At 72.8% G+C, this 21324-nt stretch carries 21 protein-coding genes; 11 read left to right on the top strand and 10 right to left on the bottom strand.

From position 1 onward, the window contains the following. Nucleotides 1-176: 176 nt before the first annotated feature. Together AB0947_RS15425 and AB0947_RS15420 are read left to right on the top strand one after the other, a co-directional pair. A complete protein-coding gene (locus AB0947_RS15425) occupies nucleotides 177-536 on the top strand; it encodes a hypothetical protein (protein WP_171158062.1) in 360 nt (119 codons plus the stop codon). Between the two features lies 1 nt (nucleotide 537). Further along, nucleotides 538-957, top strand: coding sequence for a hypothetical protein (locus AB0947_RS15420; protein WP_366750841.1), 420 nt, complete (start codon nucleotides 538-540; stop codon nucleotides 955-957). 72 nt (nucleotides 958-1029) lie between these two features. Here AB0947_RS15420 and AB0947_RS15415 read toward each other — a convergent pair whose 3' ends face one another. From AB0947_RS15415 to AB0947_RS15405, 3 genes are all read right to left on the bottom strand, one after another. Then, nucleotides 1030-1527, bottom strand: a complete 498-nt coding sequence (locus AB0947_RS15415) for a GNAT family N-acetyltransferase (protein ID WP_366750927.1) — start codon at nucleotides 1525-1527, stop codon at nucleotides 1030-1032. A 45-nt stretch (nucleotides 1528-1572) separates the two neighbouring features. Next, entirely contained in the window at nucleotides 1573-2079 is a 507-nt protein-coding gene (locus AB0947_RS15410; protein ID WP_366750840.1) for a sigma-70 family RNA polymerase sigma factor, read from the bottom strand. A gap of 124 nt (nucleotides 2080-2203) precedes the next feature. Then, on the bottom strand, nucleotides 2204-3382 hold the full coding sequence (locus AB0947_RS15405) for a glycerophosphodiester phosphodiesterase (protein WP_366750839.1): 1179 nt from the start codon (nucleotides 3380-3382) through the stop codon (nucleotides 2204-2206). 399 nt (nucleotides 3383-3781) lie between these two features. On the opposite strand from AB0947_RS15405, the gene AB0947_RS15400 reads away from it, so the two are divergent. After that, nucleotides 3782-4402 carry a lysophospholipid acyltransferase family protein gene (locus tag AB0947_RS15400; RefSeq protein WP_366750838.1) on the top strand — a complete coding sequence of 207 codons (621 nt, stop codon included), beginning with the start codon at nucleotides 3782-3784 and terminating at the stop codon, nucleotides 4400-4402. Nucleotides 4403-4548: 146 nt separating this feature from the next. Next, on the top strand, nucleotides 4549-6201 hold the full coding sequence (locus AB0947_RS15395; protein WP_366750837.1) for a multicopper oxidase family protein: 1653 nt from the start codon (nucleotides 4549-4551) through the stop codon (nucleotides 6199-6201). Nucleotides 6202-6283: 82 nt separating this feature from the next. Here the strand turns inward: AB0947_RS15395 and AB0947_RS15390 are convergent, their stop codons facing one another. The 5 genes from AB0947_RS15390 to AB0947_RS15370 all read right to left on the bottom strand — a co-directional run bounded on the left by AB0947_RS15390 (nucleotide 6284) and on the right by AB0947_RS15370 (nucleotide 12245). Beyond that, nucleotides 6284-7807, bottom strand: coding sequence for an MFS transporter (locus AB0947_RS15390; RefSeq protein ID WP_366750836.1), 1524 nt, complete (start codon nucleotides 7805-7807; stop codon nucleotides 6284-6286). Next, the gene (locus AB0947_RS15385) at nucleotides 7804-8355 is read right to left on the bottom strand and encodes a helix-turn-helix domain-containing protein (RefSeq protein ID WP_366750835.1); all 552 of its coding nucleotides are present in this window, start codon (nucleotides 8353-8355) and stop codon (nucleotides 7804-7806) included. Before AB0947_RS15385 ends, AB0947_RS15390 begins: the two co-directional genes overlap by 4 nt. An 84-nt stretch (nucleotides 8356-8439) precedes the next feature. Continuing rightward, complete coding sequence (locus AB0947_RS15380; RefSeq protein ID WP_366750834.1) at nucleotides 8440-9411, bottom strand: aldo/keto reductase; 972 nt, start codon at nucleotides 9409-9411, stop codon at nucleotides 8440-8442. Nucleotides 9412-9503: 92 nt separating this feature from the next. Next, nucleotides 9504-10937, bottom strand: coding sequence for an argininosuccinate lyase (gene argH, locus AB0947_RS15375; protein WP_366750833.1), 1434 nt, complete (start codon nucleotides 10935-10937; stop codon nucleotides 9504-9506). Between the two features lie 114 nt (nucleotides 10938-11051). After that, the gene (locus tag AB0947_RS15370) at nucleotides 11052-12245 is read right to left on the bottom strand and encodes an argininosuccinate synthase (protein WP_366750832.1); all 1194 of its coding nucleotides are present in this window, start codon (nucleotides 12243-12245) and stop codon (nucleotides 11052-11054) included. Between the two features lie 172 nt (nucleotides 12246-12417). On the opposite strand from AB0947_RS15370, the gene AB0947_RS15365 reads away from it, so the two are divergent. The 3 genes from AB0947_RS15365 (at nucleotide 12418) to AB0947_RS15355 (ending at nucleotide 14687) form a co-directional block, all read left to right on the top strand. Further along, a complete protein-coding gene (locus AB0947_RS15365) occupies nucleotides 12418-13269 on the top strand; it encodes a hypothetical protein (protein ID WP_366750831.1) in 852 nt (283 codons plus the stop codon). 122 nt (nucleotides 13270-13391) lie between these two features. Further along, the gene (locus tag AB0947_RS15360; protein WP_366750830.1) at nucleotides 13392-13979 is read left to right on the top strand and encodes a pyridoxamine 5'-phosphate oxidase family protein; all 588 of its coding nucleotides are present in this window, start codon (nucleotides 13392-13394) and stop codon (nucleotides 13977-13979) included. Nucleotides 13980-13982: 3 nt separating this feature from the next. Beyond that, the gene (locus AB0947_RS15355) at nucleotides 13983-14687 is read left to right on the top strand and encodes a L,D-transpeptidase family protein (RefSeq protein WP_366750829.1); all 705 of its coding nucleotides are present in this window, start codon (nucleotides 13983-13985) and stop codon (nucleotides 14685-14687) included. Between the two features lie 166 nt (nucleotides 14688-14853). On the opposite strand, the gene AB0947_RS15350 is transcribed toward AB0947_RS15355, so the two are convergent. Together AB0947_RS15350 and AB0947_RS15345 are read right to left on the bottom strand one after the other, a co-directional pair. Beyond that, complete coding sequence (locus tag AB0947_RS15350; protein WP_366750828.1) at nucleotides 14854-16311, bottom strand: HAMP domain-containing sensor histidine kinase; 1458 nt, start codon at nucleotides 16309-16311, stop codon at nucleotides 14854-14856. Nucleotides 16312-16331: 20 nt separating this feature from the next. Continuing rightward, nucleotides 16332-17072 (bottom strand): response regulator transcription factor, encoded by a 741-nt coding sequence (locus tag AB0947_RS15345; RefSeq protein ID WP_366750827.1) that lies wholly within the window; start codon nucleotides 17070-17072, stop codon nucleotides 16332-16334. A 156-nt stretch (nucleotides 17073-17228) separates the two neighbouring features. On the opposite strand from AB0947_RS15345, the gene AB0947_RS15340 reads away from it, so the two are divergent. The 4 genes from AB0947_RS15340 to AB0947_RS15325 are packed head-to-tail and all read left to right on the top strand — an operon-like array spanning nucleotide 17229 to nucleotide 21321. Next, entirely contained in the window at nucleotides 17229-18590 is a 1362-nt protein-coding gene (locus AB0947_RS15340; protein ID WP_366750826.1) for a ferredoxin reductase family protein, read from the top strand. 40 nt (nucleotides 18591-18630) lie between these two features. Beyond that, complete coding sequence (locus AB0947_RS15335) at nucleotides 18631-19089, top strand: FMN-binding protein (RefSeq protein ID WP_366750825.1); 459 nt, start codon at nucleotides 18631-18633, stop codon at nucleotides 19087-19089. A 59-nt stretch (nucleotides 19090-19148) separates the two neighbouring features. After that, nucleotides 19149-20531, top strand: a complete 1383-nt coding sequence (locus tag AB0947_RS15330; protein WP_366750824.1) for a ferredoxin reductase family protein — start codon at nucleotides 19149-19151, stop codon at nucleotides 20529-20531. A gap of 16 nt (nucleotides 20532-20547) precedes the next feature. Next, nucleotides 20548-21321, top strand: coding sequence for an FMN-binding protein (locus AB0947_RS15325; RefSeq protein WP_366750823.1), 774 nt, complete (start codon nucleotides 20548-20550; stop codon nucleotides 21319-21321). The last annotated feature ends 3 nt before the right edge of the window (nucleotides 21322-21324 follow it).

Genomic DNA, 21324 nt, shown 5'->3' with positions numbered 1-21324 from the left:
GATGGCCCCGCTCCCCCGTCCCTCACCAGTGCGGACAAGGGCGGCGGTGCCCTCCACCGGGCCGGCGTCCGGTGCGGCCGCCCGGTGCGTTGTGGCCAATGCCACGGTGGCCGCTTGGGACCGCGTACGGCGGGGGCGGGGACGATGGGCCGTTTCCGCCGTAATAAGGTCACGGCATGCTCAATGCCCTGACGCTGGTGACCGGGGTCGCCGCGCTGCTGCTCGCCGCCTGGTGCGGCTGGGCCGCCTACCGTGACCAGCCGACCAAGGACTGGCACTTCATCGGCATGGCCGTGGTGTCGCTGCTGGCCCTGGTGCAGCTGGTCATCGGGATCGTGGCGCTGGCGCGGGGCGAGAAGCCGGAGCAGGGCACGACGATCTTCGTGGCGTATCTGCTGGGCGCGTTCGCGTGCGTTCCGGCGGCGGGCTTCATGTCGCTGGCCGAGCGGAGCCGCTGGGGCTCCGTGACGGTGGCCGCCGGCGGTGTGGTGCTGGCCGTGCTGGAAGTGCGGCTCTTCGACATCTGGGGAGGCTGAGGTGACGGTGGCGCAGGAGAAGCCGGCCCGTTTGATCAGCGGGCCGGGCATGCTGCTCGTCTGGTTCTACGGCGTGATGGTGGTCGGCGCCGTGTCGCGGTCCGCGTACCAGATCTCCACGGAGTTCGACCGGGCGCCGCTCGCGTACTCCCTGTCCGCCGTGGCCGGCGTGGTGTACGGCTTCATCACGTACACGCTGGTGCGCGGCGGGGAGACGGCTCGCCGGGCGGCGCTGGTGTGCTGTGCGGCGGAGCTCGCGGGCGTGCTGATCGTCGGTACGTGGACCCTGGTCGAGCCGTCCGCGTTCCCGGACGCGACGGTGTGGTCGAAGTACGGGATGGGGTACGTCTTCATCCCCGTGCTCCTGCCGCTTTCCGCGCTGTACTGGCTGCGGAAGGCGTCGGTCCGAAGGGGCGCCTGAGGGACCTGGGCCGCCGCGGGCACGGCGCGGTCGCCCGGGCGGCCGGCCGCGCCCCGTCCGGGGCGCGTGCCCTCACGCCGTCTGCGCGTACGCGCCCGCCTGCTTCTCCAGGATGATCATCTCGACGCCGTCGGCGCCCTTGGCCCTGCCGACCGTCTCGTAGCCGGACCGGCGGTACAGGCGGAGGTTGCCCTCGCTGCGGTGGCCGGTGAAGAGCCGGAACCGGGTGGCGCCGCGCTCGTCCGCCAGCGCGGCCTCGGCCGCGCGCAGCAGCCTCGCGCCGATGCCGTGGCCCTGGAGGCGGGGGTGGACGCAGAGCTTGCCGATGGCCGCCGCGCCGTCCTCGGTGACCCTGCCGCGCACCGAGCCGACCACCTCGTCGCCGAGCCGGGCGACGAAGACGCAGTCGGAGGCGACCTCCGCGCGGACGGATTCCAGGGTCTGCACGAGCGGGTCGATGCGGTAGTTGCCGTACAGCGCCGCCTCGCTCTGGAAGCACAGGTACTGGAGCCGGAAGATCTGCTCCGCGTCCTGTTCGGTCGCCACCGAGATGGTCACGCTCATGCCCATGTGCGCATGCCTCCCGCTCACCTGATCACCTGTCGTCCCCCACTCCTATCCCCGCGCTTCGCGTGCCGCAACCTCCGGTGTGAGCAATCGGCGCAGACATCCCAGACATCTGGAGCGTTCCGGGCCGAGACTGCCCTGTGAGATACCCAACTCCCCCGCGATCTCCCGGTAGGTGGGGTCCTCGGGCGACAGCAGCGCCTCGAGGAGACGGGGGCAGCGGCCGGGCAGGCGGCGCACCGCGTCCCGCAGGGCGCGGTGCCGGGCGGTGGTCAGGGCGCGCTGTTCCGGCCCGGCGCGCAGGTCGTCGGCCGGGTCGGTGCCGTAGGGCCGCTCCAGGCGGGTGGTGCGGCGGGTGCGGCGGGCCTCGGCGCGGACCGCCTTGCGCAGCCAGCCGTGCGGGTCCGGCGGTGGCCCGTCGGTCTCCAGCCGCTCCAGGAGCCGGAGCCAGACGGCCTGTTCCAGGTCGCCCGGCTCGCCTCCCCAGGCATATGCCTCGGCCGAGGCCTCGGCGGTGAGCAGGGGGTGCAGGGAGGCGACCAGGTCGTGCGTCATACGCGGAACGACGAACCGCCCCGGCGGCGGGTTGCCGGGGCGGCGCACAGTCACCCCGAACGGGGTGCCGGGCGGCGCGGCGGTTGACGCGCCGGGGTGCCGCCGGCCGTCCGGACGGGAGCCGTCAGCCCTTCAGGAAGTCGGCGCGGGCGAGCAGTCCGGTGTCGGCGTTGTCGGTGAACACGCCGTCGATCCCGGTCGCGAAGTACTTCTTGAAGGCGCCGAAGACATCGCCGTAGGCGTCGGCCGCGGTGCCCTTGCGGTACTCGGCCGGCAGGAAGGGGTTCTCGTTCCGCATGGTGTAAGGGTGCAGGATCAGGCCGACCTTGTGCGCGTCGGAGACCAGCGTGGTCGGCTCGGCCAGGGTGCCGTCCGCCTTCTTCGGGATGACCAGGTCCAGGGTCGGGCCGATGCCCTGGGCGTAACCGGCGATCTCGCGCAGGCCCTTGGGCGTGATGAGGTCGGCGACCGTGCGGGGGTCGTTCGCCTCGACGAAGTCGTACGGGCGGCTGTTCGCCGAGGAGAGCAGGACGACGAGCGGGTTGTCGACCAGCCGGTTCAGCCGCTGGATGCTGCCGGGCTCGAAGGACTGGAGGATGACCGGGGAGTTCCGGCCGTCCTTGCCGTACTTGCGCAGCAGCTTGGCCACCCGCTCCTCCAGGCCGAGGCCCAGCTTGCGGAAGTAGGTGGGGTGCTTGGTCTCCGGGTAGATCCAGACCTGCTTGCCGCGCTTGCGGGTCTGCTCGTCCTGCCACCGCAGGACCTCTTCGAAGGTGGGGATCTCCCAGCGGCCGTCGTAGAGCGTGTTGTGCGGCCGGTTGGCCGGGATGCGCTCGACGGCGCGCAGCGTCTTCAGCTCGGCGAGCGTGAAGTCCTCGGTGAACCAGCCGGTGGTGGGAACCCCGTCGAGCACCTTGGTGGTCCTGCGGTCGGCGAACTCCGGGTGGGAGGCGACGTCCGTGGTGCCGCCGATCTCCGGCTCGTGCCGGCAGACCAGGTGACCGTCCTTGGTGGGCACCAGGTCGCCCGCCTCGACCACGTCGGCGCCCAGGTCCAGGGCCAGCTCGTACGAGCCGAAGGTGTGTTCGGGGCGGTAGCCGCTGGCACCCCGGTGGCCGATGACCGTCGGCACCGGCAGGCCCTTCAGTCCGCGGCCGCCTCCGTGCCCGGCCGTCCGGGCCTCGGCCGCGCGGGCCGTGCCGGACAGCCCGAGGACCGCTCCGCCCGCGCCGAGCACCGCGGCGCCGAGCAGCGCCCTCCGTCCCGTCGTCTGCGTCTGCTCGTTCGCCTGGTCGCTGTCCATGAGCGCTCTCCTGCCGCCTTCGTCCATCGGTGCGGCCCGATCGTAGGGGCGTGCACATGACGGGAGGGAGGCTCCGGTCCGAACAGCCGGGTGCCGTCGGATGTCCTGCGAACGGCGGAAGATGACGTGTCGTCGCCAGGCCCGCGGCTCCCGTGCGGCGCGATGTCCGTCACATCGGCGCGCGGCGGTCACGCGCCGTCCCGCGCACGCCACCGCAGGTAAACCCGCGTCAACACTTCGTAAGACCTCGGTGAACCGGACGTCCCCGATGTGCGCGCGGCCCGGCGCCGCGAGTAATGTCCTCACCTGCACAGACTCATATCGCCCCCTTTGACATCGGAGGACCCGTTGTCCCGCTTCGCGCTCATCAAGGCAGTGCTCGGACCGATCATGCGCCTGATGTTCCGCCCACAGGTGGAGGGCGTGGAGAACATCCCCGGCGAGGGTCCGGTGATTCTGGCCGGTAATCACCTCACGTTCATCGACTCGATGGTGCTGCCGCTGGTCAGCAAGCGGCAGGTGTGCTTCATCGGCAAGGACGAGTACGTCACCGGCAAGGGCGTCAAGGGCCGGCTGATGGCGTGGTTCTTCACCGGCGTCGGCATGATCCCGGTGGACCGCGACGGGGCGAGCGGCGGGGTGGCCGCGCTGATGACCGGGCGGCGCATCCTGGAGGAGGGCAGGATCTTCGGGATCTACCCGGAGGGCACGCGCTCGCCCGACGGACGCCTGTACCGGGGCCGCACCGGTATCGCCCGCCTCACGCTGATGACCGGTGCGCCGGTGGTGCCCTTCGCGATGATCGGCACGGACAAGCTCCAGCCGGGGGGCCGGGGCATCCCGCGGCCCGGCCGGGTCACCGTCCGCTTCGGCGAGCCCATGGAGTTCTCGCGGTACGACGGCATGGACCGGGACCGGTACGTGCTGCGGGCGGTGACGGACTCGGTGATGACCGAGGTGATGCGGCTGTCCGGGCAGGAGTACGTGGACATGTACGCCACGAAGGCGAAGGCCGCCTAGAGGGTCCGTCAGACGGCCCCCGGACGCCTCGGCGGACCGGTGCCGGACCGGCCGCCGTCCGCCTGCCGGTGGAATCTGCCCCCGACACATCGGGCATTCGGCCGTATCAGACGGCCATATGACCACACAACATGTCTGATTCAGACATGTCCAAACCTTCTCGGCGTACTCTGCTCCGTACCCCGGTCGCCGTCGCCGGCGCGGGATTCCTGGCAGCCTGCACCAGTTCCGGTTCCGATCCCAGTTCCGGCCCCCAACACTCGCACGGCGGGGAGAAGTTCGTCCCGGCCGGACCCCGGGGGTACGTCAACCCTTCGGATCCGGAAGTCCTGGCCGCCGAGCGCAAGCGCGGGGCCGGCCGCGAACGCACCTTCAGCTTCACCGCCGCCGAGGCCAAGCTGGACCTGGGCGGACGTTCGGTCCGCACGTGGGCGTACAACGAGGAGGTACCCGGCCCGCTGGTGCGGGTCACGGCCGGCGACGTGCTCGACCTGACGCTCACCAACCGGCTGCCGGCCACGACCACGCTGCACTCCCACGGGGTGCGGCTGCGCTGCGACATGGACGGCGTGCCGGACCTGACCCAGCGGGCCATCCACCCCGGGAGCGACTTCCGCTACCGCTTCGTCGTCAAGCACCCGGGCACCTACCTGCTCCACTCCCACGTGGGGATGCAGCCCGACCGGGCCCTGTACGCGCCGCTCATCGTCGACGACCCCAAGGAGCCCCTCTCCTACGACAAGGAGTGGGTCGTGGTCCTGGACGACTGGCTCGACGGCGTGCAGGGCTCCACGCCCGAGGGCGTCCTGAGCCAGCTCAAGCCCGGCGGCGCCACGGACATGGGCGGCATGGACATGGGCGGCATGGCCATGGGTCCCGGCCACGGCGGCCCGAGCGCCCACGGGCCGGACGCGCACCGGTCGGGGTCCGGGAAGTCCGCGGGGAGATCCACGGGCCCCAACCGGGTGCTGCACGACTCCCACAGCCGCATGCTGAACGGGGAGGGCGGCAGCGTCGCCTACCCGTACTACCTGGTGAACGGGCGCCTGCCGGACGATCCGTCGGTGTTCCGCTGCCGTCCCGGCGACCGGGTGCGGCTGCGCATCATCAACGCCGGTTCCGAGACCGCCTTCCGGGTCGCGCTGGGCGACCACGCGATGACCGTCACCCACACCGACGGCTACCCCGTGAAGCACAAGAGGACCGACGCCCTCCTCATCGGCATGGCGGAGCGGTACGACGTGCTGATCACCGCCCGGGACGGGGTCTTCCCCCTGGTCGCGCTGCCCGAGGGCAAGAAGGGCCGGGCCGTCGCCGTCCTGCGCACCGGCAAGGGGAGCGGGAACCTGCCCCGGGCCGACGTCCACCCGGACGAACTCGACGGCAACACCGTCCCCGCCCGCCGTCTGCTGCCCGCCGACTCGGTGGCGCTCACCGACCGGGACCCCGACCGGGAGATCCGCATCCGGATCACCGGCACCATGCAGAAGTTCGACTGGGGGTTCGACCACAAGCCCTACTCCCCGCAGCAGCGCCACCCCGTCCGCGCCGGTGAGCGGGTGCGGCTCACCCTCATCAACGCCACGGGCATGTGGCACCCGATGCACCTGCACGGACACACGTTCTCGTTGAAGGGGCTGGATTCCGTCGGGGCGCTCAAGGACACCGCGCTGGTGCTGCCGCACCGCAAGCTGGTGCTCGACTTCGACGCCGACAATCCGGGGCTGTGGATGCTGCACTGTCACAACCAGTACCACTCGGAGAGCGGCATGATGACGGTGCTGGGTTACAAGCGCTGAGTCCGGGGTGGTCCGGTCGTGCTCCGGGCGCGGCCGCGTGGCGGCTCGGCGCGCGGTTGCCCGCGCCCCCGGGCCGGCCGGATCACCCGGACCCTTCCAGCGCCTGGTCCTTCAGCAGGAACCACGCCGCCGCCGACGCCGCCAGCAGGACCGCCGCTCCCGCTCCGGAGGCCAGGTGCAGGCCGTGGACGAAGCTGTCCCGGGCCGCGTCCAGAAGGGCCGCCGACGCTTGCGGGGGCAGGTGCGCCGCCGCCTCCACCGCCGCGCCCAGCGACTCGTGGGCGCCGGCCGGGGTGCCGGACGGGCCCGCGAAGCCGCGGTAGACGCCGGTCACGATGGAGCCCAGCAGCGCGATGCCCAGGGCGGCGCCCAGTTCGTACGCCGTCTCGGACACCGCCGAGGCCGCGCCCGCCTGGTCCTTGGGGACGCTGGAGAGGATGACGTCGGCGGTCACCGTGAAGGAGAAGCCCGCGCCGACGCCCACGACCAGCAGGGCGGCTCCGAGGACCGGGTAGCCGGTGGACTCGCCGAGGGTCGTCAGCGCGGCCAGGGCGGCGCCGACCGCGGCCAGGCCGCCGGAGACCACCGCGCGGACCGAGAAGCGCCGGGCGGCCCGGCCCGCGGCCAGACCGGCCGTCACCGCGCCCACCGCGGCGGGCAGTTCGGCCAGGCCCGCCTCGAACGGGCGCCGGTCCTGGACGAGTTGCAGGTACTGGGAGAGGAAGAACACCAGGCCCGACATGCCGAGGACGGTCAGCAGGTCGGCGAGGACCGCTCCGCTGAAGCCACGGCGGCGGAACAGCCGCATGTCCAGCAGTGGGACCGGCATGGTCAGCTGGCGGCGGACGAAGCCGTACAGGGCCGCCGCGCCCAGCAGACCGGCGCCGAGGATGGTCCCGGTCAGGCCGTGGGCGGCGGCCTCCTTGACCGCGTAGACCAGGCCGATCACGCCGGCCAGCGAGAGCAGGACGCTGCTCAGATCCCAGGGGCCGGGGTGCGGGTTGCGGGACTCGGGCAGGGTGCGGATGCCGACCAGGACCAGGACCGCCATCACCGGCAGGTTGATCAGGAAGACCGAGCCCCACCAGAAGTGCTCCAGCAGGAACCCGCCGGCGATCGGGCCGACGGCCGTGCCGGCGGAGGCGGTGGCGCCCCAGATGCCGACGGCGAGGCTGCGCTCGCGCGGGTCGTGGAAGATGTTGCGGATCAGGGCCAGGGTGGCGGGCATCAGGGTCGCGCCGGCGACGCCGAGCAGCGCGCGGGCCAGGATCATCAGTTCGGGCGTCGTCGCGTAGGCGTTGAGCACGGACAGCGCGCCGAACGCGGTGGCCCCGCCCAGCAGGATCCGCTTGCGGCCGATGCGGTCGCCGAGGCTGCCCATGGAGACCAGCAGACCGGCGATGACGAAGGAGTAGACGTCGCCGATCCACAGCAGCTGGGTGCCGGAGGGGTTCAGGTCCTCGCTGATGTAGGGGGTCGCCAGGCCGAGGACAGTGGCGTCGACGGCCACCAGCAGCACGGCCAGGACGAGGACGGAGAGCGCGACCCAGCGGCCCGGACGCCTCACCGCCCCGGTCGTGTGCGCAGGCCGCACGGTGCTGGTCATGATCCCTCTCTTCGCACAGCGCCGCCGAGCAACAGCTCGGCGATCATGGTCGGGAAGTCCCGGGAGGCGACGCGGCCGTCCAGGGTGGCCCAGGCGCAGGAGGCGATCAGTCCGTACAGCGCCTCGGTGAGCCAGACCGGGCTGAGGTCGATGCGGAACTCGCCGTCGCGCTGTCCGCGCTGGAAGAGGGCGCCGATCCGGGCGTCCAGGCGCTGCCAGCCCTCGTTCTGCCGGTCGCCCTCCCACAGCTGGCTCTCGCCGTACAGGAACGCGAGCAGTCCGGCGGCCGGCTGGATCTCGCGGACCAGCCTGCGGACGGCCTCGGCGGCGGACCCCTCCTCCGGCCGGGCCCGGTCCAGCGCCCCCTCGCACTCCGCGATGCCGAGCTGTTCCAGGGCCCGGACGAGCGCGTCCCGGCCGGCGAAGTGGCGGTGCAGCGTGGCCCGGCTGATCCCGGCGGCCTTGGCGACCTCGTCCATGGTCGCGGTGGATCTGCGGGTCAGCAGGGCGGCGGCGCTGCGCAGCACGTGGTCACGATCGAGGGCCATGAGACAAGGGTAGCCCATGTGAGACATTGGTGTCTCATGAGGAGCGCGGATGCCTCACGAAGGGTGGCCGGAGCGGGGTGCTCGTCAGTGCCAGGGCAACTGCCCGCGCCGCTCCCAGTAGACGCGCGGGTCCTCCGCCAGCGCGTCGAGGCGGGTGAGCTGCTCCTCGTCGAGGTCGACGGCGGGGGCGTGCAGGTTGGAGGCGAGCTGCGGGACCGTCGCGGCGCCGGAGAGGACGACTCCGGCCCAGGGCCGGCGCAGGATCCAGGCGAGGGCGACGGCGTCACAGCCCATGCCGGTCTCGGCGGCCACGGCCTTCAGCGCGTCCGGGGCGTGCTGCCCGGCCAGCCGGCCGTTCGCCATGCCCTCCTTGACGATCACCGTGAGCCCGGCGTCGTGCGCCTCGGCGAGGGCGGGGCCGGCCGACGTCTCCAGCGCGTTGTACGTCGACTGCACGGTACGGAAGAGGGGTTCGCCGTCGACCGTGACCGCGAGGGCGGCACGGATGGCGTCGGCCTGGGCGGGGCCGCTGGTGGAGAAGCCGACGGTCAGCCCCTGGGCGGCGGCTTCCGCCAGCCTGGCGTGCAGGTCCTTGTCGGTGAGGGCCGGGCTGTCCGGGGTCACCGAGTGGATCTGGTAGAGGTCGAGCCGGTCGCCGAGCAGGGCGTCGGTCTCGGCGCGCTGCCGTTCGTAGGTGGCGAGGCCGTGGTCCTTGACCTCGTGCCGCTCGGCGTCGGTGGACCAGCCGGCGGTGTACGTGTAGCCCCACTTACTGCCGACGACCACGTCGCCGGCCTCGGGGTGGGCGTTCAGCCACTCGGCGAGGAACTCCTCGGAGCGGCCGTAGGAGCGGGCGGCGTCGACGTAGCGGACACCCTGGGCGTAGGCGGCGTCGAGAAGTTCGTGGGTCCGGGTGCGCAGTGCCTCGACGCTGCGGTCGTCCCCGAGGTCCTCGTCGCGGCCGAGGTTGATGTAGCCGGGGCGGCCCACCGCGGCCAGGCCGAGTCCGATGTGGCAGGTGGGGGTCGTCGCTGTGGCCAGTCGCGCGAAGGGCATCGCGGGCTCCGTTCGGTCGGCTCGGTGAGGCTCGCGACCAACGTAACCCGCGATGCCCTGGTGATCGCGGTGCAGGGGCGGGGGGCTGCCCCTCAGCCCTGCTTCTTCGCCTCGGCCCACTGGTGCTGGGCCGCCACGTCCGCCTTGACCTCCGCCAGCTGGACCGCGACCGCGCTCGGGGCCGTACCGCCGCGCCCGTCGCGGGAGGCGAGGGCGCCCGGGACGCTGAGGACGGAGCGGACCTCCGGAGTGAGATGCGCGGAGATCTTCGCGAACTGCTCGTCCGTGAGGTCGTCCAGCTCCTTGCCCTCCGCCTCGGCGACCTTGACGCACTCCCCCGCGACCTCGTGCGCGACGCGGAACGGCACGCCTTGCTTGACCAGCCACTCCGCGATGTCGGTGGCGAGGGAGAAGCCGGCCGGGGCCAGTTCCTCCATGCGCTCGCGGTGGACGGTGAGGGTGGCGACCATGCCGGTGAAGGCGGGGAGCAGCACCTCGAGCTGGTCGCAGGAGTCGAAGACCGGCTCCTTGTCCTCCTGGAGGTCGCGGTTGTAGGCGAGGGGCAGTGCCTTGAGGGTGGCGAGGAGCCCGGTGAGGTTGCCGATCAGCCGGCCGGACTTGCCCCGGGCCAGCTCGGCGATGTCCGGGTTCTTCTTCTGCGGCATGATCGACGAGCCCGTGGAGAACGCGTCGTGCAGCGTGACGAAGGAGAACTCCTTCGTGTTCCAGATGATGATCTCCTCGGCGATCCGGGAGAGGTTCACGCCGATCATCGCGGTGATGAAGGCGAACTCGGCGACGAAGTCCCGGGAGGCCGTGCCGTCGATGGAGTTGGCAACGCTGCCGTGCTCGAAGCCGAGGTCGCGCGCGACCGCCTCCGGGTCCAGGCCCAGGGAGGAGCCGGCGAGAGCGCCGGAGCCGTACGGCGACACGGCCGTCCGCTCGTCCCACTGGCGCAGCCGCTCGGCGTCCCGGGACAGGGACTGGACATGGGCCAGGACGTGGTGGGCGAAGAGCACCGGCTGGGCGTGCTGGAGGTGGGTGCGGCCGGGCATCGCCACGTCGGGGTGGGCCTCGGCGAGGCCGATCAGGGCGTCCTGGAGGTCGGCGATCAGGCCGCCGATGATCCGGGCGTGGTCGCGCAGGTACATGCGGAAGAGGGTGGCGACCTGGTCGTTGCGGGACCGGCCGGCGCGGAGCTTGCCGCCGAGGTCGGGGCCGAGGCGCTCCAGGAGGCCGCGCTCCAGGGCGGTGTGCACGTCCTCGTCGGCGATCGTGCCGACGAAGGTGCCGGCCGCCACGTCGGCTTCCAGCCGGTCGAGTCCGGCGAGCATGCGCTGGAGCTCGTCCTCGGTGAGGAGCCCCGCCGTGTGCAGCACGCGCGCGTGGGCACGCGAGCCGGCGATGTCGTAGGGGGCGAGCCGCCAGTCGAAGTGGACGGACGCGGACAGCTTCGCCAGGGCCTCGGCCGGGCCGTCGGCGAAACGGCCGCCCCACAGCCGTACGTCACCGCTGTTGCTGCTCACTTGCGTTGCTCCTCGAAGCTCTAGGTGTGCCACCGCCTCCCCACCTTTCCAGGCGAGGAGGCGGCTGTCAGGCTGATGCGTGTGAGGTGAACCCGTGCGTGTGACCGGTCGCGGCTACGCCAGGTCCCGCTTGGCCGCGATCTTCGACGACAGGCTGTAGATGTCGATGAAGCCCTTGGCCGCCGACTGGTCGAAGGTGTCGCCGGTGTCGTAGGTGGCAAGGTTGAAGTCGTACAGCGACTCCTGCGAGCGCCGGCCGGTGACGACGGCGCGGCCGCCGTGCAGGGTCATCCGGATGTCGCCGGTGACGTGCTGGTTGGCCTCGTTGATGAAGCCGTCCAGGGCGCGCTTGAGCGGGGAGAACCACTGGCCGTCGTAGACCAGTTCGCCCCAGCGCTGCTCGACCTGGCGCTTGTAGCGGGCGAGTTCGCGCTCGACGGTGACGTTCTCCAGCTCCTGGTGGGCGGTGATCAGGGCGATGGCGCCTGGGGCCTCGTACACCTCGCGGGACTTGATGCCGACGAGGCGGTCCTCGACCATGTCGATCCGGCCGATGCCCTGGGCGCCGGCGCGCTCGTTGAGCTGCTGGATGGCCTGGAGGACGGTGACGGGCTTGCCGTCGATGGCGACGGGGACGCCCTCCTTGAAGGAGATGACCACCTCGTCGGCCTCGCGCGGGACGGCCGGGTTGGAGGTGTACTCGTAGATGTCCTCGATCGGGGCGTTCCAGATGTCCTCCAGGAAGCCCGTCTCGACCGCGCGCCCGAAGACGTTCTGGTCGATGGAGTACGGGGACTTCTTGGTGGTGGCGATCGGGAGCTGCTTCTCCTCGCAGAAGGCGATCGCCTTGTCCCGGGTCATGGCGTAGTCACGGACCGGGGCGATGCACTTGAGGCCGGGGGCGAGGGCGACGATGCCGGCCTCGAAGCGGACCTGGTCGTTGCCCTTGCCGGTGCAGCCGTGGGCGACGGTGGTGGCGCCGTGCTTCTCGGCGGCGGCGACGAGGTGCTTGACGATCGCCGGCCGGGACAGCGCGGAGACCAGCGGGTAGCGGTCCATGTAGAGGGCGTTGGCCTTGATCGCCGGGAGGCAGTACTCGTCGGCGAACTCGTCCTTGGCGTCGGCGACCTCGGCCTCGACGGCGCCGCACGCGAGGGCGCGCTTGCGGATGACGTCCAGGTCCTCGCCGCCCTGGCCGACGTCGACCGCAACGGCGATGACCTCGGCGCCCGTCTCCTCGGCGATCCAGCCGATGGCGACGGAGGTGTCCAGACCGCCTGAGTAGGCGAGTACGACGCGCTCGGTCACGGGTTTCTCCTCACAGTGCATTCGCTGACATGCATGAGTATGCAGAACTCTGCATGATTCGTCAATCTCCGCTGGGGTTGAACACGCGCAACCGCTTTCTCGTACTCCCCGCCGGACGCAGGCGCCGCGTTCGTCCGACGACGACACTCCCCGACCCGAGTGAGGCATTCGCATGTCCAGGGCTCTTCCGAAGTACGACAAGCGTCGCGTGGCGGTCATCGGCGGCGCCGCCGCCGCGGTGCTGTCCGGCGCGGTGATCGCCGGCTCCGCCCTCGCCGGCACCCCCGGCGGGGACGACGGCGCGGCCGGTGCCCGCACCCTGGCGAGCCCCGGCACGATCACCTGCCCGGACGTCGCCTCGAAGCTGCCCGCCGTCCCCGCGTCCGCGAAAGCCGAGGTCGACCGCAACCTCACCCTCCTCCAGACCCAGATCAAGGAGGCCGACACCCGGCTGGCCGACACCGTCGGCCAGGGCGGACCCGACTTCGTGAACAACGCGATCCTCGGCCCGCTGAAGGACAAGCGCGTGGCCACCGTCAACCGCATCGCGACGGCGATCGGGCGTACGGCGGCCAGGCCGGCCGGGCTGGACGCGCTGGCGCCCTGCACCCTGAACGCGGGCGGCGGCGGGGCGTCCGCCGGCGCGGCCCCGAGCGCTCCCGCCACTCGGCAGCCGGCTGGGGGCGGCGCGGCGGCGGGCGGGGGAGGCACGGCCGGCGGGAACACCGGGGCGGGGACGATCACCTGCCCGGACGTCGCCTCGAAGCTGCCCGCCGTCCCCGCGTCCGCGAAGGCCGAGGTCGACCGCAACCTCACCCTCCTCCAGACCCAGATCAAGGAGGCCGACACCCGGCTGGCCGACACCGTCGGCCAGGGCGGACCCGACTTCGTGAACAACGCGATCCTCGGCCCGCTGAAGGACAAGCGCGCCTCGACCATCGACCGCATCGCCATCGCCATCGGCCGCGCCTCCGCCAGGCCGGCCGGGCTGGACTCGCTGGCCGCCTGCACCCTCACCCGGTGAGGTGACAGGCAGCCGTGGCCGCCCCGTGGAAGCGCCGGCCGGGGCGGCCACGGTGAACCTCTCCGCGCCGGATCCGGCAATTACTTAGACAGTCGAAGAACTTGCGCCGATACTCGGCAGACATGGGAAAGACCTATGAGCGCATAGACGGCCGGCTGCGCACGTTCATCGAGGAGCAGCCCCTCTTCTTCACCGCGACCGCCCCGCTCTCCGGCGACGGCACGGTCAACCTCTCCCCCAAGGGCCTCAAGGGCTCGTTCGCCGTCCTCGACGAACTCACCGTGGCCTACCTGGACTTCGCCGGGTCCACCGCCGAGACCATCGCGCACCTCAGGGAGAACGGGCGGATCACGCTGATGTGGTGCGCCTTCCAGGGCCCGCCGAACATCGTGCGCGTGCACGGCCGGGGCGAGCCCGTCTTCCGTGACGACCCTCGCTTCCCGGAACTGCTCGCCCTCTTCCCGGACGTCGACCCGGGCCGGCACGGGCTGCGCGCGGTCATCGTGGTGCACGCCGAACTGATCCGGGACAGCTGCGGATACGCCGTCCCGCACATGGCGTACGAGGAGGACCGCGAACTGCACGGCAGGCGCTTCGCCCGCGAGGACGACGTCTCGCTGAACGCGTACTTCGAGAAGAAGGAGCACATCGCCACTAGCCTGGACGGCCTACCCGGGCTGCCGTTGCCGCTGCCGCCCTCTACCGTCTGAGCCATGCGCCCCGGTGTGCTCCTCGCCCTCGTCTCCGCCTCGGCCCTCGCCCTGCTCGGCGCCGCTCCCGGCCGCGGCGCGGTGCCGCTGCCCGCCGGGATGGCGGACACGGGCGGCGGCCGCCAGCTGATCGTCGCCCAGGCCCCGGACACCGCGGCCACGACGGGCACGGTCAGCTGGTGGGACCTGCGGGACGGCCAGTGGGTCCGGGCCGGCTCCGCACCGGCACGGTTCGGGGCGGGCGGGCTCGTCGACGGCGCCGCCCGCGTCCAGGGCACGAACACGACACCGACCGGGCTGTACGGCCTCCCCTTCGGTTTCGGGACCAAGGCCGCGCCGGCCGGCACACGCGTCGCGTACCGCCCGGTCCGGGACAGTTCCTGGTGGTGCCAGGACAACGACTCCCGCTCCTACAACCGCTGGGTCGACCCGCTCCCCGCCGACTGCCGCGCCGCCCAGTCCGAGCACCTGACCGACTACGGCACCCAGTACGCGTACGGCCTCGTCATCGCCTTCAACTACGACCGGCCGGTGCGCGGACGCGGAGCCGGGATCTTCCTGCACGTCAACGGCCGCGGCGCGACGGCCGGTTGCGTGTCGGTGCCCCAGGACGCCATGCGCCGCATCCTCACCTGGACCGACCCCGCGGCGAAGCCGCACATCGCGATCGGCACGGCGAAGGGCGCCACGGCGGTCGGCCGTTACTGAAGACGACGAGTGGTTCGGGGTCGCCCCGGTGGACACCGCTGACCGGTGAGGCCCTCGCCATCCGCGCGCGGTCCTAGGGCGCTCGGGCGCCGCCGCCGCGTACGAACGCCTCGCCCCGCCGAGAAGGCTGGGCGCCCTCTTCCGGCCGGAGCTGTGACAGCGCCCGTCAGGGCGCCGTGGGCAGCCTCACCGTGAACGACGTGGCACCCGGCCGGCTCTCCAGTTCCACGCTCCCCCCGTGTGCCTCCGCCACCGCCGCCACGATCGACAGGCCCAGGCCCGCTCCTCCTCCGGGGGCATCGGTGCGGCGGCGGTGTTCCGCCCGGGTGAAGCGTTCGAAGACGGTGGGCCGGATGTCCTCCGGGACGCCGGGGCCGTCGTCGTGGACGGAGAGGGTGGCGTGGGCGGTGCCCGCCTCCACAGTGACCGTCACCTTGGTGCCGGCCGGTGTGTGCAGACGCGCGTTGGCCAGCAGGTTGGCCAGCGCCTGGTGGAGGCGGTGGGCGTCGCCCGGCACCGTCACGGGTTCCTCGGGCAGGTCCAGGGTCCAGCGGTGGGCCGGGCCCGCGGCGCGGGCGTCCGTCACCGCGTCCAGGACCAGGCGGGTCAGGTCCACCGGCCGGCGTTCCAGCGGGCGGCCGGCGTCCAGTCGGGCGAGCAGGAGCAGGTCGTCGACCATCTCGCCCATGCGGGCGGACTCGGCCGTGATGCGGCTCAGGGCGCGGGTCACCTTCGGGGGCACCGGACCGGGGTGCAGGAGGGCCAGCTCGGCGTGGCCGCGCACGGAGGCGACCGGGGTGCGCAGTTCGTGGCTGGCGTCGGCGGCGAAGCGCCGTAGCCGCTCCTCCACGGCGTGCCGCTTGGTGAGCGCGTCCTCCACGTGGCCCAGCATGCGGTTGAAGGCCGTGGCCACCTGGCCGACCTCGCCGTGCGGGTCGGTGTCCGGGGCCCGTGGCGGCAGCGCGACCTCGCCGCTGGCCAGCGGGAGTTCACTGACCCGGGTGGCGGTGGCGGCGACCCGGCTGAGCGGCCGGAGCGACCAGCGGACCCAGCAGGCTCCGGCCACGCCCGTGACGACCAGGGCGAGGCCGAAGACGACGCCGGCCACCAGTTCCAGCCGGTGGACCGCGGCCTGGACCGGCTCCAGCGGGAGGCCGACGAGCAGCACGTCCCCGTCCCGGCCCGGGGAGGCGACGACCCGGTAGTCGTGCAGGGCGGACAGGTCGACGGTGTGGGGTCTGCCGTCGGCCGGTACCCGGGCCAGCCGGCCGGCGTCCCGCGCGGTGAGGTCGACGTCCAGGTCGGCGGCGGGGTTCCCGGAGCGGATCAGCCCCGTGTTGGTGACCGTGCCGTTCAGCAGGCGGGCGCCGAAGGTGCCGGTGGCCATGCGGCGGGTGTCGCCCTGTTCGTCGCCGTCGTGGTCGTCACGTGCGTGGGGCAGCAGGCCGTCGTGTTCCAGGCTCTCCGGGAAGCGGGTGCCGACCTGGGTGAGCTGTTCGTCCAGGCGCTGGGTGAGGAAGCCGTTCAGTTCCACGACCGCGGCCAGGCCGACGGCCGCGCAGCTCACCGCGAGCAGCGTCACCAGTCCGACGGTGAGCCGGGCCCGCAGGGTGCGGGGACGCACAGCACGGGGACGCGGCGGGGTCACCTGGTCACCGGCTTCAGGACGTAGCCGGCGCCGCGCACGGTGTGGATCATGGGTTCGCGGCCCGCGTCGACCTTCTTGCGCAGGTAGGAGATGTACAGCTCGACGACGTGCGCCCGGCCGCCGAAGTCGTAGGACCAGACCCGGTCGAGGATCTGCGCCTTGCTGAGCACCCGGCGCGGGTTGCGCATGAGGAAGCGCAGGAGCTCGAACTCGGTCGGCGACAGGTCGATCAGCTCGCCGGCCCGGGTCACCTCGCGGGCGTCCTCGTCCATCATCAGGTCACCGACGGCCAGCCGCGGGCCCTCCTCCTGCGTGCGGGCCATGCCGGCCCGGCGCAGCAGGCCGCGCAGCCGGGCGACGACCTCCTCCAGGCTGAAGGGCTTGGTGACGTAGTCGTCGCCGCCCGCGGTGATCCCGGCGATACGGTCCTCGACCGCGTCCCGCGCCGTCAGGAAGAGCACGCACACGTCGGGCTTCACCTCGTGCAGGCGGCGCAGCACCGCGAAGCCGTCGGTGTCGGGGAGCATCACGTCCAGGACGACGGCGTCGGGCATCAGTTCGCGGGCGGCGGCGAGGGCGGCAGCGCCGTCGCCGGCCGCGCGTACCTCCCAGCGCTCGTAGCGCAGGGCTCCGGTGAGCACCTCCGCGAGGTCGGGGTCGTCGTCGACGACGAGGACGCGCAGCGGGGTGCCGTCGGGGCGGGTGAGTGCGGGGCGGCCGGAGGGGGTGGTGTTCATCGCGCCTCCCAGCATCGCCGGTCCGCGGGGCCCGGGGTGAGGCGGCCGCCTCTGAGTTTCCTGTGAGTACGCCCCGGCGGGGCCTCGCTCAGAGCTGTTTCAGAGCTTCGCCCCGCACAGTGGCCTGGCCGACGGACGAAAGGACGGCGACATCGTATGACCACCGTGGAGACGCGGCGGGCGGCCCCGGCCCCGCCGCTGCCCGTGACCGCACGGCGCTCCCCCGCCGGGCCCGTGCTGGCCCTGCTGTGGGCGGGCGCGGCGGCCGTACTCGCGCTCTGGTGGGCGGGCACCGGGTCCGTCGTCGGGGCGGCCGGGTGGCTGACCGGGGCCGGGCGGATCGCCGGGCTGCTGTGCGGGTACGCCTGCGCGGTGCTGGTCGGGCTGATGGCGCGGGTGCCGCTGCTGGAGCGGCGCGTCGGCTCGGACCGGGTGGCGCGCTGGCACGCGCAGGCCGGCCGGTACACCGTCTGCCTGCTGCTCGCGCACGTCGTGCTGATCCTCGCGGGGTACGCCGCCCAGGACGGGGCCTCCCTCTGGCACGAGACGGTGACCGTCGTCCTCGACTACCCGGAGATGCTGAAGGCCACCGCCGGCACGGTGATCCTCCTCGCGGTCGGCGTCACCTCGGCGCGGGCCGTGCGCCGCCGGACGAGCCACGAGTTCTGGTACTACGTCCACCTGCTGACGTACGCGGCCGTCTTCCTCGCCTTCGGGCACCAGCTGGCCCTCGGTGACCAGTTCAACGGCGAACCGGTCGCGACCGCCGCCTGGTACGCGCTGTACCTGGGCGTGGCGGCGCTGGTGCTGTGGTTCCGGGTCCTCGCCCCGGTGCGGCTCAACCTGCGCCACCGCCTGCGTGTGGACTCCGTCCACCGGGAGGCGCCGGGGGTGTACTCGGTCGTCGTCCGGGGCCGGCGCCTGGACGAACTGGGGGCGCGGCCGGGCGAGTTCCTCCGCTGGCGGTTCCTCGCCGAGGGCATGCGCCGGACGTCGACGCCGTACTCCCTGTCGGCGCCGCCGCGCCCGGACCTGCTGCGCATCACGGTCAAAGCGCTGGGCGACCACAGCGCGGCCGTCTCCCTGCTGCGCCCCGGCACCCGGGTGTGGGCGGAGGGCCCGTACGGCGCCCTGACCGCCGACCGGGCCGCCGGCCGGCGCACCCTGCTGATCGCCGCCGGTGTCGGCATCACTCCGCTGCGGGCGCTGTTCGAGACGCTCCCCGGCGAGGTGACGCTGCTGTACCGGGCGCGCTCGGCCGAGGACCTGGCGCTGGGCGGCGAGCTGGAGGCGATCGCCCGCTGGCGCGGCGGGCGGGTGCTGTACGCGCTCAACGGTCCGGGCGGGGAGCGCCCGCCCCTGACGGCGGCTTCCCTGCGCGCCACCTTCCCGGGCCTCGCCGACGACCTCGACGTCTTCCTCTGCGGGCCGCACGGTTTCGCCCAGGACGTGTACCGGGCGCTGCGGGAGGCCGGGGTGGCGGACGGCCGCATCCACCACGAGTCGTTCGAGCTGTGAGCCGGGGCAAGGCCCGCGAAGAGACGGAGAAGAGCCGGACATGCACGCGTTGAACAAGAACCGTCCCCTGCGCCGGATCGTGCTGGCGAGCGCCGCGACCGTCTCCGGGATGGTGCTGCTGCTGGCGCTGAAGCCGCACACGGCGCCCACGCTGGCGTCGGCGAGCACCAGGTCCCCGGCCGCGTCGAGCAGTCCGGCGCACGGCTCCGGCTCGGCCTCCGGGACCGCGACGGCCACCGGGGACACCGTGCAGACCCGCTGGGGCCCGGTCCAGGTGCGCGTCACCGTGCGGGACGGCAGGCTCACCGACGTCACGGCCGTCAGCTACCCGCAGGACAACCCGCGCGACCAGGAGATCAACAGCTACGCGCTGCCCCAGCTGCGGCGCGAGGCGCTGGCGGCGCAGAGCGCGGAGATCGACACGGTGTCGGGAGCGACGTACACCAGTGACGGTTACCGGCAGTCCCTCCAGTCCGCGCTGGACTCGGCGGGGCTCTGAACACTCCCGTCGTGCGGCACGTATCTGTGGGCCAAGGGTCAAGTCCCCACGGAGGAACCGTGACCACCACGCTCGCAGGCGGACGTGCCGCCCGCCGACAGACGATGCGCCGCATCCGCCCGCGCCGCTCCCCGGCCGTACCGCTGCTGCTCGCCGTCTGGGCGGGCGCGGCGGCCGTGCTGTGGCTCTGGTGGCACGACACCCCGTCCATCGCCGACGACACCGGCCGCATCCTCGGCGCGGGCCGGATCACGGGTCTGCTGGCCGGCTATCTGATGGCGCTGGTCGTGCTCCAGATGGCGCGCGTGCCGGCGCTGGAGCGGCGGGTCGGCTCCGACCGGGTGGCCCGCTGGCACGCGATGAGCGGCCGGTACACGCTGTGCCTGGTCGTCGCCCACGTCTTCCTCGTCATGTGGGGGTACGCGCGCCAGGCCGGCAGGTCCCTCGGGGACATCGTCCAGCAGACCGCCGACTCCGTCGGCCAGCTGCCGGACATGGGCAAGGCGGCCGTCGGCACGGGCCTGTTCGTGGTCATCGGGCTGACGTCGATCGGCCCGGTACGCCGCCGGCTGCCGTACGACACCTGGTACCACGTCCACCTGCTGACCTACGCGGCGGTGTTCCTGACGTTCTGGCACCAGATCACCACCGGCAACGACTTCGCGGTTCAGCCCGCCGCCAAGACCTTCTGGTACGGCCTGTACGGCGCGGTCACCGCGCTGGTGCTCTGGTACCGGATCCTCACCCCGATCCGGCTGAACCTGCGGCACCGCATGTACGTGGAAGCGGTGATCGAGGAGACGCCGGGCATCGTGTCGGTGCTGATCGGCGGCCGGAAGCTGCACCGGATGGGCGCGGAGGCGGGCCAGTTCCTCCGCTGGCGGTTCCTCGCGCCGGGGATGCGGTTCAGCTCGCACCCGTACTCCCTCTCGGCCGCGCCGCGCCCCGGGATGCTGCGGATCACGGTGAAGGCGATCGGCGACCACAGCGCCCGGCTGCGCGAGCTGGAGCCCGGGACGAAGGTGTGGGCGGAGGGCCCGTACGGCGCGCTCACCGCGCAGCGGCGCAGCCGGGGCAAGGTGCTGCTGGTCGCGGGCGGGGTGGGCATCACGCCGATGCGGGCGCTGTTCGAGACGCTGCCCGGCGCCGCCGGTGACATCACGCTCCTGTACCGGGCGAACACCACCCAGGACCTGGCACTGTGGGACGAGCTGGCGGCCATCGCCGAGGAGCGGGGGGCCCGGCTGATGTACGCGGTGAACAGCCCGGAGGGCGAGCGGCCGGACATCTCCGCGGAGAACCTCCGGCGGAAGATCCCGGACGTCGACCGGCACGACGTCTTCATGTGCGGTCCGCCCGGGTTCGCGCAGTCCGTGTACGAGGCACTGCGCGAGGCGGGGGTCCCCGCCCGCCGTATCCACCACGAGTCGTTCGAGATGTGAGCGGAGCTGCGAAGCGATGAGGAAGAGCCACCCCGTGCGGCGGGTCGTGCTGGCCACCGCCGCGACCGTGTCCGGTGTCGTGCTGCTGCTGTCGCTGAAGCCGGCGTCGGATCCGGCCGCCGCGTCGGCGGCGGGCGCGGCACCGCGGGCGCCGGCGGCCGGGCAGGAGTCGCCGCAGGGCGGAGCGCGGGGCGCGGCCCCGGCCGGCTCCGGCACGGTGACCGGTGACGCGGTGCGGACGCAGTACGGGGCCGTGCAGGTACGGCTGACCGTCAGCGCGGGGAAGATCACGAAGGCGGAGGCGGTCCAGGCCCCCAAGGGCGGGCTGAGCGACCAGAAGACCCAGCTCGCCGTCCCCAGACTCAACCAGGAAGCCGTGGCGGCCGGAACGGCGGACATCGACGCCGTCTCCGGGGCCACCTACACCAGCGAGGGCTACAAGAAGTCGCTGCAGTCCGCGCTGGACAAGGTCGAACCGGCGTCACCGGGCACCTCGGGCACCACCGGCTCGACGCAGGCGCGCACCGTCACCGGGCAGACCGCGCAGACCCAGTACGGGCCGGTCCAGGTGCGGATCACGCTCACCGCCGGCAAGATCACGAAGGCCGAGGCGGTCCAGGCCCCCAAGGGCGGCCTCAGCGACCAGAAGACCCAGCTCGCCGTCCCCAGACTCAACCAGGAAGCCGTGGCGGCGGGAACGGCGGACATCGACTCCGTCTCCGGGGCCACCTACACCAGCACCGGCTACCGGCAGTCCCTCCAGTCGGCCCTGGACCAGGCCGGTGGCTGACAC

Origin of the sequence: Streptomyces sp. NPDC047841, assembly GCF_040704085.1 — a bacterium.
Lineage (GTDB): Bacteria > Actinomycetota > Actinomycetes > Streptomycetales > Streptomycetaceae > Streptomyces > Streptomyces argyrophylli.
This window is presented reverse-complemented; position numbering and strand designations above follow the sequence as displayed.